The sequence below is a fragment of the Bernardetia aquimarina genome (genome assembly GCF_042180575.1).
Classification (GTDB): Bacteria; Bacteroidota; Bacteroidia; order Cytophagales; family Bernardetiaceae; genus Bernardetia.
The window spans coordinates 1,977,143-1,994,097 of sequence record NZ_CP170094.1 but is presented as its reverse complement, the minus strand read 5'-3'; the positions used below and the strand labels follow the sequence as shown (position 1 = coordinate 1,994,097).

Here is a 16,955-nt window from a genome sequence, read left to right as displayed (position 1 = left end):
TCTAAAAATCTAATAATTTTCTGTCTTTGTTAGTTAATTTTGATTGTTTTTCTAAATAAATTTCACAAAAAATTGTAACTTTGCTCAAAATATAAGCAACTTATTTACTAAGAAAAGAATATGTCAGATAAATTATTTTTGGAAAAACTAGGGTTTACAACTCAAAACGAGGTATTATATATAAAAAAATACTCCTTGCAAAATTATACTATAAAAGTAGATACTAGTACAAAAAAAATATTTTATAGGTCAGATAATCAGACAACAGTAGAAAGACAAAATGATAATCAAATACAATTAGGAGATAAAACTACCTCAAACCTTAATCAAGCAGAAAATTATGTTGTATTAGAATGTGTAAACAGGCTTTTAGAAAAAGGATATGAAGCAAATGACATTCATTTAGAAAGACGTTATCCTTCTGGAAGAGGTGCAAGTGGAGGAAAGTCAGATATTTGTGTATATGGAAAAGATACAAAATCTTTATTGGTCATAGAGTGTAAGACATGGGGAACAGAATTTGAGCGAGAAAAAATAAAAATGAACGAACATGGAGGACAATTATTTGCCTATTTAGCTAATGACCAAAATGCTAAGTTTCTCGTTTTATATACTTCTAAATTGAACGAAAAAGAAAATTTTGAATATGAAAATTTAATTGTACAAATTAAAGACAGAGAGGAAGATTTAGTAAAGTTGCTCAAACAAATCGAAGAAGAAGACTTAAAATTATATAGAGATGCAAAAAATAAAAGTGAGTTTTTTGAAGTGTGGAAAGATACTTTTATAAAATACGTTCATTTTAACGGTGTGTTTGATGAAGATGCAAATCCGTATTCTTTAGAATTAAAAGCTCTCAAAAAGAAAAATTTGAAATCAATAGAAGATGCAACAGGATTATTTAACAAATTTGCTGAAATTCTAAGGCACAATAATATTTCAGATAATTCAAACGCATTTAATAAAATTCTCTCGTTGTTTCTCTGCAAAATTGTAGATGAAGAAAAAAATGATGAAGAAATCTTAGATTTTCAAGTCCGAGAAGATGAACAATACGAACATATCATTGACCGTCTGCAAGCTCTTTATCAAACAGGAATGAAAAAACTCAATGAAGAGGTTATTTATTATTCTGAAAAAGAATTACAAGATATTATTCGTCTTTATCCTGCTCAAACACCAATTCATAAAGTAGAAGAAATTTTTAGAGAACTAAAATATTATACACACAATGAATTTGCATTTAAAGAAGTTCATAACAGAAAGTTATTTGTTCAAAATGGAAAGGTTTTAAGAGAAGTAATCAAACTTATTCAGAATTTCCGTTTTCGTTTTTCAAATAAACAAGCTGTATTAGGCGATTTTTTTGAATTAATGCTTAATCATGGTGTAAAACAGTCAGAAGGTCAGTTTTTTACACCTATTCCTATTGTTCGTTACATTATTCTTTCTCTTGGCTATGAAAATATAATTCAGAATAAAATAAAAGAAGGGAAAGAAAAAATTTTACCTAAAGTTTTAGATTATGCGTGTGGTGCAGGACATTTTCTGACAGAGAGTGTAGAAGAAATACAAGCTATTATTAAAAGAATGGATACTTCTACTCTTTCTTTAGAATTACAAAAAAAGATAGAAATCTATAAAAAAGGAACAGAATGGGCTGAGAATTTTATTTATGGAATAGAAAAAGATTATAGATTGGCTCGTGCTTCTCAAATAGCCTGTTATATAAATGGTGATGGTGATGCAAACATTATTTTTGGAGATGGATTGGAAGATAATGAAAAACTGAAATTAGAAGAGAACAAATTTGATATTGTGGTTGCCAATCCTCCTTATTCAGTTGATGCTTTCAAAAATTATCTCAATGTAGGAAAAGCACATTTTGAGCTTTTTGATAGCTTGACAGAAAATAGCAATGAAATTGAAACTCTATTTATTGAAAGAACAAAACAAGTTCTTAACTACGGTGGAGTAGCAGGAATTGTTTTGCCTACTTCTATTTTTGAAAGTGGGGGGATTTATATAAAAGCAAGAGAAATTCTTTTGAAATATTTTGAGATAAAAGGAATTACAATTTTAGGAAGTAAAACATTTATTGCTACCAACGTAAAGACATTAATTGTATTTTTGAAGAGAAGAAATGATGATTTTTTAGAAGACCGTCAGCAAATAGTCTCATCTTTATTTTCGAATATAAAATATGAGAAAGAATTTAGTTATTTAGACGCAGAAAAACTATTGAGTTTGTTTGTAGAATATAGAGATTTTGATTTGGAAGAGTACAAGCTATTTTTACAAACTGAAGTTTCAGATGAGTTATTACAAACTGAAATGTTTTTGGAATATAAAATGGCTTTTGATACTCTTTCTGAAACCAAAAGGTTGAAAGCAACAGCTTCTTTTAAAAGAAAAACCAAAGAAGAAAAGTTAGGAATCTTAAACTCTAAATTTTATTTGTATTGTAAAGAAAAGGAAAAAGAAAAATTTTTGTATTTTATGTTATGCCTGTCAGATGCCAACAAAAACCCTCACATCATAGAAAAATATTATGACTTTCAACAAACAGTTGTGGTAAAGACAGGTAAAACAACTACTGAGCAAACAGAAACTTTAGGATATGAATTTAGTACACGAAAAGGACAAGAGGGAATAAAAATTAATAGTTATGGTGGAAAGTTATTTGATGAAGAAAATATATTGAATCCTAAAAAAGCAAGTAATTATATTTATAAATCTATCTTAGATGAAAAAATAAAAGCTATTGATGAAGAAATAAAAGAACAAGTGCAATTATTCAATTTAGTTGAATTAATAGACTTTGACCAAACTGACTTTGATAAAAAAATTAGCACCGAAACGGTATCGAAAACAAGTTGGGAAGAGATTTGGCAATCAGATAATATAACTATTCTTAGTTCTATTGCACATATTCAGAAGGGAAGTTCTATCACAAAAGCAAAAACTATAGAAGGCAAAATTCCAGTTATTGCAGGAGGACAACAGCCAGCTTATTATCATAATGTATCAAATCGTTCTGAAAATTGTATAACAGTAAGTGCTTCGGGAGCTTATGCAGGTTTTTTAAATTTTTGGGATACAGAAATATTTGCTTCTGATTGTACGACAGTTCAATCTTTAGATGAAGATAAAATTTCGACTAAACTACTTTATGAAATTCTTAAAGTAGTTCAATCTGAATTGTATAAATTACAAAGAGGACAGGCTCAACCTCACGTTTATCCAAGAGATATTCAAAAAATTAAAATCCCTATACCTACTAAAAAACAACAAGTTTTAATACAAGAGGATTTATTCAAGTTAGAAACTGAAAGAGGAAATTATTTATCAAAAGGAGTGTCTGTTTCAGAACTAGATGCGATTTTACAAGAACAAAAAAAGAAAATTATTGAAAAATATTGTTTTGGTAGGTAAAGTATTCAATTCTTATTCATACTCATTACTCTCAAAAACTTTATTCTCTTTTCTATAAAAAAACATATCCATTTGCCAAAGCATATCATCTTTTTTTCTTCTCATAATATCCACTAAATCAGCAGGATAAAAACCTTTTTTGTCTAAATACTGACACAGTTCATAAAAACGAAGACTGTTTTGTGAAGTATCTTCATCATTTTGTACAATCTGAAAATTATATACTTCAATTATTAATAAATCTGCTTGTTCTAGCGTTTTGGTTGCGCCTTCCAAAATTGGAATCTCAAAACCGTGTGTATCTAATTTTATACAAAAAGGAGGTTGTAATTTGTGTTTTTCTACCTGCAAATCTATCGTCGTAACAGGAACAGTAATGCAGTTTTTTTCTAGTTTTTCTTTAGAAGCCAATCCTGCGTGAAGGTCGGAAGCATCAAAATAAATTTCTCCTTCGGCATCTCCAGCAGCAGCCATACAAATCGAAATATTTTGACTTTTTGATTGAAAAGATTCTAAATCCTTACGGTGTCCTTCTTGCGCCTCAACTAGCAAATAATGTGAATTTGGAAAGAATTGCATCGCTAGTTCTGTCCATCTTCCATCAGAAGCTCCCACATCTATAAAACTTTTTGGCGAAGTATGTTTTGTACTGCGTTCTAATCCACCAGCCATTGTGAGTGAATTTCTGTCTATTTTATCTATATGATAGCCTAATTTATTGATAAAGGCTTTTAGAGAGCGTACTAATTTCTGTTTCAAGTTAATTTTGATTATCTTTTGTGAGTAAAATTGAATATGCAAAATTAGAAAACCCTTTTTCAAACTCAAAACACAAAAAACGAATACTTATTTGCTTTTATTGGTTTTTGGACTAAAAATTACACATAAACTACAAAAATTGTAATTTAGTAGTGGATTTTTATCATAATTTTAAGCAACTTTGTGTGTTGAGAAAAAATACTCACTATCTAAAACGACTCTTTTTTTATTTTTAATCATTATTTCTGCTTATCATTTTTTGAACTTTTACAAGGAAAATATAATTTTTACTCTAAACACACACACTAGGGACTGCTTTTTACAGAACAGATTGACAAATCATTTTCTAAATTTTTTGTATTCGATTGTTTTGCTAATGAGTTGTTTTGTTGTGCAGAGTATATTTTCGATTTCGTATGCACAAAGTAATATGTCTTTTGAGCATATCACTATTGATGAAGGACTTTCACAAAACACACCTAATGTTTTCTTTCAAGATTCTCGTGGCTTGCTTTGGATAGGCACACAAGATGGACTCAATATGTATGATGGAATCAAGTTTCATCATTATAAGCGTGTTGTTGATGATATAAATTCTATTTCTGATAATCTGATTCTTTGTATTACAGAAGATAAAGAAGGAAATATGTGGATAGGAACTGAAGGAGGATTGAATGTTTTTGACTTTGCCAAACAGCATTTTACAAGGTATCGTAATAATCCGATTGATGAAACAAGCATTATAAGTAATACTATTCGTTCTATTCACTGTGATAAAAATGGTGAGATTTGGATAGGAACAGACGAAGGACTAGTTCATTTTTTACAAGATGCTAAGGCTTTTGAAACTTTTAGAGAGAAAAAACTTGACGAATGTATTGTTCGTTGTTTTTTAGAAGATAAGAATGGAGTATTATGGGTAGGAACAAATGCAGGAATTGCTGCTTTTGATAGAAAAACAAAACAGTTTGAAAAACGAGGATTCAGACGGGATATTATCAATGGAATGGTAATGGATAATGAAGGGAATATTTGGGCTGGTGGAGCATCAGGACTTTTCAAACGTACTTTTTTAGCTTCAAATTATATAGATGTTGTTCAGAATAGGTATTTGACTATTAATAATGTTTTTATAGATAGTAGAGGTTTGCTTTGGCTCATGACAAATGACGGTTTGCAATATTTAAAGCCTTGGTTCAATTCGCCTCGTTTGCGTGTTATTCGCTCTCGTAATACAGACCCTTCTAGTCTTTCTTCGAATGATATTCTGACTATGTTTGAAGATCAAGCAGGTATTTTTTGGATTGGAACAAATGGATATGGAATCAATAAATTTGATAGAAATAGAATAAAATTTGATACTTACACAGCTTCTCGTACAGGTTTGAGTGATAATACAGTGCGTAGTGTTTTGGAAGATCATTACGGAATCCTTTGGATAGGTACAATACAAGGTCTAAATAAATATAAAGAAGGATTAGATAATGCTTCTGTTATTGGTGTTGTTGCAAGAAAGGGGATTTATGCGTTATTCGAAGACAATCAAAATCAAGTATGGGTCGGAACAGTCGAAGATGGTATTTATGTATTTGATAATAACCAACCTAGTTTGGGTGCTAATTTTAAAAAGCGTTTTACCACAAAAACGACAAAAGGACTTTTAAGTAATTCTATTCGTGTAATCTATCAAGATAAGTCAGGAACAATTTGGATAGGTACAGACAAAGGAGGTATTTCAAGATATGATGCAAATACAAATTCATTTACAGCTTTTGTTCACGAACCAAATGTTCCTAGTTCATTGTCTAATGACAGAGTAAGAGGGATTTATGAAGATTCAGAAGGTACTTTATGGGTAAGTACGTATGGTGGTGGATTGAATAAATTTGATGCAAAAAACAAGGTTTTTTCGGCTTATAAAAGTGATGTAAATGACAAATACAGCATTAGTACAAACCGAGTATATCCTGTTTATGAAGATGACAAAAACCATTTTTGGGTTTTGACTTATGGTGGAGGGTTAAATTCATTAGATAGAAAAAGTGGTAAATTCAGACATTTTACAGAAGAAGATGGACTCCCAAATAATGTTTTGTATGGAGTTTTGGAAGATTCTAAAAAGAATTTGTGGTTTAGTACCAATAGAGGAATTAGTAAGTTTACGCCTTCAGATACTACTTTTCTCAATTTTGGTGTAGAAGATGGACTGCAAGCCAATGAGTTTAATTCAGGTGCATACACAAAAGGAAAGTCTGGAATGATGTATTTTGGAGGAATAAATGGACTAAACTATTTCCATCCAGATAGCATTAAAGGAAATAGTTATATCGCTCCTATTTTATTTACCAATTTTCAAGTTAATAACAAAAATATTGAAATTGGAGATAGTAGTATTATTCAAAATCATATTTCTCTTGTAAAACAAATAAAACTGAATCATAAACAAAACTCATTTTCATTTTTCTTTGCATCCCTTCATTATTCTCTTCCTGAAAGAAATAAATATCAATATAAATTAGAAGGTTTCGATGTTGATTGGATAGAATCTGATAGAGGTGAAGCTCAATACACCAACCTAGATGCTGGAGAGTACACCTTCTTAGTAAAAGGTTCTAATTCTGACGGAGTATGGAATGAAGAACCTATATCGATACAGATTTCTATTACAGCAGCATGGTACAATACTCTTGAAGCAAAAATTGCTTTTATAGCAATTATCCTTTTAATTTTCTATTTAATTTATAGATGGAGGGTATGGCGAGTAGAACAAAAGAAAAGACAATTAGAAGAAAAAATTGCATTACGTACTCAAGAACTAACTAAAGAAAAAGAAAAAGTAGAAGAGCAGAATACATTGATAGAGTCTGCTAATAAAAAAATTACAGATTCAATTCGGTATGCACAGCGTATTCAAGATGCCATTATTCCTTCTGAGGAAGAAATGTTAGATGCCTTTACCGAACATTTTGTGCTTTTTCAGCCTCGTGATATTGTGAGTGGAGATTTTTATTGGGCTTGGAAAAAGAATGGTACAAGTCAGTTTGCAGTAGTAGATTGTACAGGACATGGTGTTCCAGGTGCAATTATGTCTGTTGTGGGTTTTGCCATGCTGGAGCAAACCACAAAAGTCAAACAAATCAATGAACCTGCTAAGATTTTAACTGAAATGAATGCAGGGATTGTGGATTGGTTAAAACAAAATGAAGGAAATGTTTTGCATGAAACAGGTAAAATGTGGAAAAGTCGTGATGGAATGGATATGTCAATGATTTTTTTGGATAAAGCAAATCGTAAAATTGTGTTCTCAGGAGCAAAAAACTCATTATTTTATACTGAAAATGGAAAAATAAAAGAGATAAAAGGAGATAGGTTTTCTATTGGTGGAACTTTACTTAAACAAAAGCAAAAAACATTTACAGATAAATATATAAGTCTTCAGAAAAATGATATGGTTTATCTCACTACAGATGGCTTTTTAGACCAATTTGGAGGAAAAGATAGTAAAAAGTTCTCTAAAAAGCGTTTTATAGAATTATTAGGTAAAATACAACATCTTCCTCTGCAAGAACAGGAAAAGAAACTACAAGAAAGTTTTGTGCATTGGCAAGGACTACAACGCCAAATTGATGACATGCTTGTAGTTGGAATACGCATGTAAGTGTTATTTTGAAAATAATGTAAATTTTTTAGTGCACAATAAATAAATTTATTGTTGTTACATTTTTAATAATAAAAGTTTAACAATCTGAAAAACAGTAAATTATAAATCTAAAAAGGTTTTTTAACAACATTTTGTATAAAATTCTGTAAAAATCATTTTGTCTTAATATAAATTTTGATTTAATTGCATTCGTAAAAATTACCTTTTGTTAAGAACGATACTAAATTTTTAGTATATTAAGATGGATAAGAGAGGAAATTTATATGAAAAGTTGCTTTTTTTGAGAAATCAAATAGGTTTTTGATTTAAAAATACGTAACTTAACATTCCCTTCAATTCTACAATTAATCATAAAGCAATTTTTACTGCTTAATATAATTTATGATAATTAGTCATTATAATTCATAATTTTTCTGAACAGAAAAGCTAAATGAATTATTACATAACTATCAAAATAAATATACCCTCCGAAAATTATTTTTTAAATTTTTCATTATCAAATTAATCAATTTACTCATGAAGAGAAAATTATTACTTAGTATGATGTTGATGTTCTTGCTTGTTAGTTCAGCATGGGCACAACGAACAATTACAGGTACTGTAACTTCTGCAGATGGTGCTTTGCCAGGTGCGACTGTTCAAGTAAAAGGAACACAGCAAGGTACACAAACTGACATAGAAGGAAAGTACTCTATTACTGTTCCTGAAGGAACAGAAACTCTCGTTTATCGTTTTGTAGGTTATAAAACAGTTGAAGAAACTATTGGAAACCGTACAGTTATTGATGTAACTATGATAGATGGTGTTTTAGAATCTGTGGTAGTAGTAGGTTATGGAGAGCAAAGTGAACGCTTTTCTACTCAAACAGTATCTACTGTAACTGGTACAGCACTGGCTGAACAGCCAGTAACTTCTGTACAAGATGCGTTACAAGGACAAGCAGCAGGTGTACAAATGACAGGTGCTTCTGGTGTTATTGGTAGCCAGCCAAATATTCGTATTCGTGGTGTTACCAGTATTACAAGTGGTAGTTCTCCGTTATATGTTGTTGATGGTGTGCCTTTAAATGATGCTGAAGGTACTACTTTGGAAGGTGGTTATTCTAACTTACTAGGAGGTGGTACAGCTACAAATCCACTTATAGAAATCAACCCACAAGATATTGAATCTGTAACAATCTTGAAAGATGCTTCTGCAACAGCTATTTATGGTTCTCGTGGTGCAAATGGTGTTATTGTTATTACTACTAAGAAAGGTAAAGCAAACCAAAAGACTATGTTTAATGCAGATGTGTATACAGGTTGGGTTACTCCAGTAGCTATAAATGAAACAATGAATAGAGACCAGTATGCTGAATATCGCAATGCTGTTCGTGTAGGTCTAGGTGCTGCCCCTATAGATTTTCCAGAAGGTAATTTTGACTGGGTAGATGCCGTCTTACGTACAGGTACGACATCTAATTACTCTTTATCTGCTACAGGTGGAACTGAAAAAACTCAATTCTACGTAGGTGGAACTTATTTCAGACAATCTGCTTATGTTATTGGAAATGATTTAGAGCGTTTATCGGGTCGTGTAAATGTTTCACATAATGCTACAGATAAATTACGCTTTGGTGTAAACTTAAACTTAGTAACGACAGACAATGATCGCATTAGTTCTGATAATAGTACTTTTGCTCCTCTTACTTCTTCTTATTTACAATCTCCTTTTGTACAACCTCGTGACGAAAATGGAGCTTATGTAAATACTGGCTTCATTGCTAACGTATTAGCTATTGAAGAATTAAGTACTCGTTACTTAAAAACACGCCGTACTATTGGTAATATTTATGCAGAGTATGATATCATTCCTAATTTGAAAGTAAGAACTTCATTTGGTACTGACCTTGTTTATGCAAAAGAGAAAATTAGAGATGTAGAAATTGTATCTCCAGGTGGTTATGCATATCGTCGTGATATTCAAGATAATAAGTGGTTGAACACTACTACAGTCGATTATAGTAAATCAACAGGTGACCATAGTTTCAACGCTTTACTTGGTTTTAGCTATGAAACTTCACGTCTTGAGACAATGGCTGTAGAAGGGTCAGGTTTTGTAACTGATGGATTCCCTAATGTGGGTAATGCTGCAACTCCTACCATTACTTCAGAAACAGGTTCACAGTGGGCATTAGAATCTCAGTTTTTACGTCTGAACTATCGTTATAATGACCGTTATTTAGCTGAAGCAACTGTTCGTAGAGATGGATCTTCTCGTTTTGGTGCTAATAATAGATACGGTATATTTTGGGCAGTATCAGGAGGATGGATTCTTTCTGAAGAGTCTTTCTTGAATGACATTGAAGCACTTGATATTCTTAAACTTTCTGTAAGTTATGGTACTACAGGTAATGACCGTGTAGGTAACTTTGCTTCTTTAGGATTATACCAAGGTGGTGTAAATTCCGATTATGCTGGTTTTCCAGGTATTCGTCCTACTCAGGCAGCTAACCCTGATTTGAGCTGGGAGGAAACTACACAATTAGATGTAACTGTAAGTTTTGGATTCTTAAAACGTTTCTCTGGACAAGTAAGCTACTATAATAAAGTTACAGATGGTATTTTATTAGATGTTCCATTACCTTATACTTCTGGTTTTGCTTCTATTATTCAAAATGTTGGTAAAATGGGAAATAGTGGTATAGACTTGAGTCTTACATCTACAAATATTGAAACTGCTTCAGGTTTCAAATGGGTTACTTCTTTAAATGCAGGTTATGTGAAAAACGAAGTACTATCTCTTCCTGCTGATAATCAAGATCCAGAGGGAAGAAATATTCTTACTGCAACCAGTTATCAAAGAGCTATCGAAGGGTACTCTTTGAATACTTATTATATGATAAAGTATAAAGGGATTAATCCTGAAACTGGAGATGCTGAGTGGTTTACTAAAGACGGTGAAGTAACTACAACTCCTACTCCAGATGATAGAGTTATAGTTGGTTCAGCTATTCCTGAATGGACAGGTGGACTTCGTAATACATTTACTTACAAAGGACTTAGTCTTGATGCATTGTTTAATTTTTCTATAGGATCTTATGTTTACCTTGATGAGTTTACATTCTTAAATAACCCTACGTCTAGTTTTAATAAAACAACTGAATTGTTGAATGTATGGGAGAATCCAGGAGACAATGCTTATGCACCAGCATATACAAGTGCTACTAACTTGACTTTTGCTCAAGAATCTACTCAACAGTTAGCAAATGCTAACTTCTTGCGCCTGCGTACTCTCACTTTAGCATATGATCTTCCTAAGAATATTCTTGCTAAGACTAAGACTATTACTAGAGCAAGAGTTTATGTAAGAGGGCAAAATTTGCTTACAGTAACATCTAAGGATTTCTTTGGAGCAGATCCTGAGGTAAACCGTGATGGAACAGATGGACAACTGCAAGGAGCTTCTTTCTTTACTCCTCCACAAGGACAGGCACTTACTATTGGAGCTAACTTTAGTTTCTAATATTGTTGTTTAGTTTCAACCCCAAAATTTAAATAGAAATGGAAATAAGAAAAAATTTATATAAATATGTCATAGCTGCTATCATGTTAGCACCTATGATGAGTAGCTGTGAAAAACAGCTAGAAGAAATACAACCACAGCAAGAGGTATCTACTGACTTAGCTTTCAATGATGAACTATCTTCTTTTGGATCATTGATGGGAGTATATAGTAGAGCACAGTTTTTAGATGCTTTCGGTGGTACGGTAGGTATTATCTCTGAATATCAGCCTGATAATGTAGAGTTTATTGGCTCATTTATTACTCTTCAAGAAATCAATAATTTTGCAGCTATTGCTAGTAATTCTACTATAGAGGTAATTTGGAGAGACCATTATCGTACTATATTTGCTGCAAATGCAGTGATCTTAAATGTACCAAATGTTGAGGTAGATGGATTTACTGTAGAAGAAAAAGCACAATTTGTTGCAGAAGCAAAATTTATGCGTGCTCTTTCTTACTTTCAATTAGTAAATATCTTCGGTCAGCCATTCCAAGTTAGTAATGGAGGAACTTTAGGTGTACCTCTAGTAACTGAACCTTTTAATGGTACTATAGAGCTACCAACTCGTGCAACAGTAGCAGAAGTACATGCGCTTATCAAATCTGATTTGGAAGCAGGAGTAGCAGATTTAGCAGATGATTTAGGTGATCCTTTAGAAACTCGTGGTAGAGCTACTAAAGGTGCTGCTCGTGCAATGCTTTCTCGTTTACATCTTTACAGAGGAGAGTGGGATCAAGCAGCTAGTTTTGCTCGTCAAGTAATTGATGCAGGACTTTATGACTTAGCTTCAGATCATTCTTTTTGGTCATCTAAAAATACTTCTGAAACTATTTTTGCTATTCAAAACTCTGCTACAGATAACGGAGCTACTGGATCTGGTGGATGGGCTTCATTCACTCGTCCTGCACAAGCTGGTGGTAGAGGGGATGCTCCTTTTTCACAAGATTTGATTGATGCTCATGAAGCAGGTGATGCTCGTTTAGCAGTATCTTCAGAACAAGATGGAGTTTTATTTTCACTTAAATTTTCTGATGCTATTACAAATGCTGATAACGTTTCTGTAATTCGTACTACAGAAGTATATCTAAATTTGGCAGAAGCATTAGCTGAGTCTAGTGCTGGTGTAAATTCAGAAGCATTAGCAATCGTAAATCAATTGCGTACACGTGCAGGATTAGGAAATTTAGCTCCAGCTCCTACAACAAAACAGGAACTAGTTGATGCTATTTTGAATGAGCGTCGTTTAGAACTTGCTTTTGAAGGACACCGTCGTATGGATTTACTTCGTAAGGAAAAAGCATTACGTGTAGATGGTCCTTTTGCTGCTCAAGCAGTATTTGGAGGTCCAAAAACAATCTTGCCTATTCCTACTCGTGAAAGAGATGCAAATCCTAATTTAGAACAAAATCCTAGTTATTAATCAATAACTAAAGGTTTATTCTATTAAATTAGAATTTAATAAATAATAAAAAACTACTAAGAATTTAGTTTCTTAGTAGTTTTTTTATGTCTATTTTTTATCAAAAATTCTCCTTAACTATTTTTAACCCCAGTAGTTAGTTATTTATAATAAACTGATGCGACCTTTTGAGCATTTTTTGCATCTACTTTTTAAACTACTTAAACAAACAATTCTATTGTCTTCGTTTGCTAGTTATTTTTTTACTCTTGACTCTCATTATTTTTACTAAAATAAAACTAACTTATATACAATGAAAAATATAAAATCAATTCAATTCAATAAATTTCCTCTAAGGAGGATAATAGGAATAATTACTTTATCTGCAAGTGTATTTTGTTCAGATTTTGCTTCTGCTCAAAATAATCCAGTAGCACAAGGTTCTTTTGGATATTATGTTGATGCTAATCGTTTTGCTCAAACAATTCCTACTATGGGAGCAAATGCACGTATTCAAGGAATTGGAGGAGCTGCAACTGCAATCGGTGGAGATATTAGTTCGGCTTCTGTTAATCCTGCTGGTCTTGGATATTTGCAGCGTTCCGAAATTACATTTTCTCCTTCTCTAGCTTTTTTGGGTTCGGATGCTACTTATAACTTAGGTTCTCAGAACATACCCACAGAAGATGCTAAACTCAATTTTAACTTTGCTCAACTTGGAGGAGCATTTGTTTTACCTTCCAATAATTCATCAGGATATAAAGGAGGAGCATTTTCGGTTTCATATAGTCGTTTGAATAGCTTTCACAGACGTACAAGTTATGAAGGAACAAATTCAGAAAATTCTATCATAGATTATTTCTTAAATCAAGCTGATGGTATTCCTTGGAGTTCTATTTATCCTTCAGGTGGAGCAACTGATTTATTAGCATTAGCGTATGATGCCTATTTAATTAATGAAGATTTTGATTTTGATAATGGAGGACAAAATACCTACTATTCTATCGTGCCTATTGCACCTACATTACAACGTGAAACAATAGAGTATTCAGGTTCTCAAAGCCAATGGAATTTTTCGTATGGTGGAAATTATAATGATAAATTATTTTTTGGTGCAGGTTTGGGAATTCAGTCATTTAGATATAAAGAAGAAAAACGTTATGAAGAAACTGTAACAGGAGAACCAACTGACCCAAGTCAAGTAAAATCATTAAATAGTTTAGTTATTGGAGAAAATTTATTCATTAATGGAACAGGTGTAAATCTTACGGCAGGAGTGATTTATCGTCCTATTTATGCTATTCGTTTGGGTGCAAGTGTTACTACACCAACATATTTTTCTGTAAATGATACCTATAATGCCAGTTTAGACGCATTATATAATAATTTTTATTTTGGAGATGACGATAATCAAAACCCTATTATTTTGAATGATGTAAGTGGAACTACGCTAGACGTGGAAAGTACCTATAATATGACTACGCCATTGCGTGCCTCTTTAGGAGCAGCATTTTTTGTAGGAAAATTTGGTTTTATTAGTGCTGATGTAGATTTTATTAATTATGAATCTTCGAAATTATTAAGTCCACCTCAAGAGTTTAGTTTTACAGCAGATAATCAAACTATCCAAAATCTATATGCTTCTACAATGAATTATCGTTTGGGTGCAGAACTTCGCTTGAATACATTTTATTTGCGTGGTGGAGTAGGTCTGTATGGAAATACGATGAAAGAAGATTTTCGTAGAGAAGATGAGGATGCTTTTCAAACTCGTATTTCGGGAGGTTTGGGTATTCATAAAAAGGCATTTTATATAGATTTGGCAGTTGTTCAGCAAACCAATAATAATGTTTATACACCTTATAATTTGCCTGATAATTCGAATCCTACTATTGATATAAAAAATACGACAACAAACGTAGTAGCGACTGTTGGGTTTCATTTCTAATAAATTTGAAATACTAGCCAAAAAATAAACTTACTAAATCCAATTACTTACAAAAAGTAGTTGGATTTTTTTATTTTTGTGGCATTATGTAGTTTACACTTTAGTGTGAGAATGATTTATAAGAAAAATCAAGTTATATTTTGACAGAAAAAACAATAATTGGAAGCAATATAAAAATTGCTAAAGAAAGTTTAGAAAACGGAAATTTAGTTGCTATTCCTACCGAAACAGTGTATGGTTTGGCTGCAAATGCTTTTGATATAAAGGCTGTTGCTAAAATTTTTGAAGCAAAAAATCGCCCTACCTTTGATCCTTTAATTGTCCATACAGATAGCATTGAAAAAATAAAAAATTGGACAAGTGATTTTCCCTTTTGGGCAGAAGAACTAGGAAATAAGTTTTGGGCAGGTGCTTTGACACTTCTTTTGCCTAGAAAATCAATTATTCCAGACCTTGTTACAAGTGGACTTCCCCATGTTGCTGTTCGTATTCCGAACCATGAACTTACTTTAGAACTTCTCAAAAACCTTGATTTTCCTTTGGCTGCACCGAGTGCAAATCCGTTTGGTTATATCAGTCCGACAACTGCAAATCACGTTTTTGAGCAGTTGGGAGAAAAAGTAAGTTATATTTTGGATGGAGGAAACTGTAAAATAGGCGTAGAATCTACAATAATTGGAGAAGAAAATGGAAAACTTACTGTTTTTAGAAAAGGAGGAGTAGCCATCGAAGAACTAGAAAAAGTAGTCGGAAAATTAATCATAAAAGAACATTCAAATTCAAATCCTCATGTTGATAAAAAAGAACTAACAAAAGTAGCCTCTTCTGGAATGCTTTTAAGTCATTATGCACCAAAAATAAAAATGCGTTTGGGGAATATTGATGAAATGTTGAAAGAATATTTATCAAATAATGAACTACAACTAAACGAAATAGGAATTTTATCTTTTTCTAAAAATTACAATCAAATTCCTACAATCAATCAATTTATTTTATCAAAAAAAGGTAATTTTTCGGAGGCTGCACAAAATTTATTTTCGTATATGAGAGAATTAGACAAACTAAATATCAAAATTATCTTGGCAGAACTTTTACCTGAAAAAGAATTAGGAAGAGCAATAAATGACCGTTTGAGGAGAGCAGCTTATTAGTAAATCATCGAACGGTTCGCTTAAAGCGAATCGTTCGGTTAGTGTCATGATTATAAAAAATGACTTCTTGAAGAAGAGCGTTCTGTTTCAATATTTTCTTGTAAAATTATTTCTAATGTATCCAAATTTAAAGCTAAAAGTTGTCCCAAACCTGCTTTTCTACGTGCTTTATAGACACAACCATTATCAATACAAATAGAAGGACAGCCATAATCAATCTCTTCTTGAATAAATTGTAAATATTCGGGAACATGTCCGTGAATAACTCTTTTATCTCCTACAATACTTGTATCAACCTCAAAATAACGCACCCAAAGCATTTTTTCAGTTTCAGAAAAAGGATCTGGTGCTTCAAAATCAAAACCTGCATGAACCAAATAATAATCTTCTAATTCAAAATAATAAGAAAGACTTTCCAAAAAAGGTAAATATTGAGGCAAAATACGACGGTTTTCATCTACCAAACCTCTACCACGATGCAAAACAGGAATTAAACGAATTGATTTATCTCCTCCTGCTCTTCTATGCGCTCGCATGAGAAGTTCTTCATGATTTCCTCGTAAACAAAAAACAGAATAGCTTTTTTGAAGTTCTATAATATAATCTAAAACGCCTTTGCTATCTGGTCCTTTATTAATATAATCTCCCAACAAAAAAAGCTGGTCATCTGTAGAAAGATTTATTTTTTTGATGAGTGCTTTAAATGTTTGGGCGCAGCCATGTATGTCCGAAATGGCATAACGAGTACCTTTGGAAGAGTCAATTTTGGGAATAGAGCGAGTAATGGTTGTATTTGCAGCATTCATTTCTCAAAAATAATATAATTCTTTCAAAATCACAGTAGTAATTTTTTTATTTATGATTTTATAATTCACATTATGGATATAATTTTCATTTACAATCAAGAAAATTTTTAATGCCATGCAAAATTTTGTATTTGTGATTGACTACCTTATCTTTATATTTACCTTCTGAAAAGTACAATTATGTTTTATACTACAATTCCCTTCTATCAAATATAAACTGGAGAATGAAAACCCTCCTCTAAAAATACA

General features: G+C 32.0%; 8 protein-coding genes. 6 read left to right on the top strand and 2 right to left on the bottom strand.

The features are described 5' to 3' along the window. Positions 1-120: 120 nt before the first annotated feature. Complete coding sequence (locus ACE193_RS08350; protein WP_375562541.1) at positions 121-3,435, top strand: N-6 DNA methylase; 3,315 nt, start codon at positions 121-123, stop codon at positions 3,433-3,435. A gap of 12 nt (positions 3,436-3,447) precedes the next feature. Here the strand turns inward: ACE193_RS08350 and ACE193_RS08345 are convergent, their stop codons facing one another. Further along, positions 3,448-4,194, bottom strand: coding sequence for an FkbM family methyltransferase (locus ACE193_RS08345; protein WP_375562540.1), 747 nt, complete (start codon positions 4,192-4,194; stop codon positions 3,448-3,450). Between the two features lie 376 nt (positions 4,195-4,570). Between ACE193_RS08345 and ACE193_RS08340 the strand changes: the two genes are divergently transcribed. The 5 genes from ACE193_RS08340 (at position 4,571) to ACE193_RS08320 (ending at position 15,900) form a co-directional block, all read left to right on the top strand. Beyond that, positions 4,571-7,852 (top strand): two-component regulator propeller domain-containing protein, encoded by a 3,282-nt coding sequence (locus tag ACE193_RS08340; protein ID WP_375562539.1) that lies wholly within the window; start codon positions 4,571-4,573, stop codon positions 7,850-7,852. A gap of 519 nt (positions 7,853-8,371) precedes the next feature. After that, positions 8,372-11,359 (top strand): SusC/RagA family TonB-linked outer membrane protein, encoded by a 2,988-nt coding sequence (locus ACE193_RS08335; RefSeq protein WP_375562538.1) that lies wholly within the window; start codon positions 8,372-8,374, stop codon positions 11,357-11,359. A gap of 38 nt (positions 11,360-11,397) precedes the next feature. Beyond that, positions 11,398-12,822: a RagB/SusD family nutrient uptake outer membrane protein gene (locus ACE193_RS08330; RefSeq protein ID WP_375562537.1), complete on the top strand. Its 1,425-nt coding sequence runs from the start codon at positions 11,398-11,400 to the stop codon at positions 12,820-12,822. A 292-nt stretch (positions 12,823-13,114) separates the two neighbouring features. Then, complete coding sequence (locus ACE193_RS08325; RefSeq protein WP_375562536.1) at positions 13,115-14,749, top strand: OmpP1/FadL family transporter; 1,635 nt, start codon at positions 13,115-13,117, stop codon at positions 14,747-14,749. A gap of 140 nt (positions 14,750-14,889) precedes the next feature. Then, positions 14,890-15,900 (top strand): L-threonylcarbamoyladenylate synthase, encoded by a 1,011-nt coding sequence (locus ACE193_RS08320; RefSeq protein WP_375562535.1) that lies wholly within the window; start codon positions 14,890-14,892, stop codon positions 15,898-15,900. Between the two features lie 50 nt (positions 15,901-15,950). On the opposite strand, the gene ACE193_RS08315 is transcribed toward ACE193_RS08320, so the two are convergent. Next, the gene (locus ACE193_RS08315) at positions 15,951-16,706 is read right to left on the bottom strand and encodes a metallophosphoesterase family protein (RefSeq protein ID WP_375562534.1); all 756 of its coding nucleotides are present in this window, start codon (positions 16,704-16,706) and stop codon (positions 15,951-15,953) included. Positions 16,707-16,955 lie beyond the last annotated feature (249 nt).

Bases quoted from the DNA above. Each gene is read 5' to 3' on its own strand.
- ACE193_RS08330 (WP_375562537.1), top strand. From the start codon at position 11,398: ATGGAAATAAGAAAAAATTTATATAAATATGTCATAGCTGCTATCATG.
- ACE193_RS08315 (WP_375562534.1), bottom strand. From the start codon at position 16,706: ATGAATGCTGCAAATACAACCATTACTCGCTCTATTCCCAAAATTGAC.
- ACE193_RS08350 (WP_375562541.1), top strand. From the start codon at position 121: ATGTCAGATAAATTATTTTTGGAAAAACTAGGGTTTACAACTCAAAAC.
- ACE193_RS08325 (WP_375562536.1), top strand. From the start codon at position 13,115: ATGAAAAATATAAAATCAATTCAATTCAATAAATTTCCTCTAAGGAGG.
- ACE193_RS08335 (WP_375562538.1), top strand. From the start codon at position 8,372: ATGAAGAGAAAATTATTACTTAGTATGATGTTGATGTTCTTGCTTGTT.
- ACE193_RS08340 (WP_375562539.1), top strand. From the start codon at position 4,571: ATGAGTTGTTTTGTTGTGCAGAGTATATTTTCGATTTCGTATGCACAA.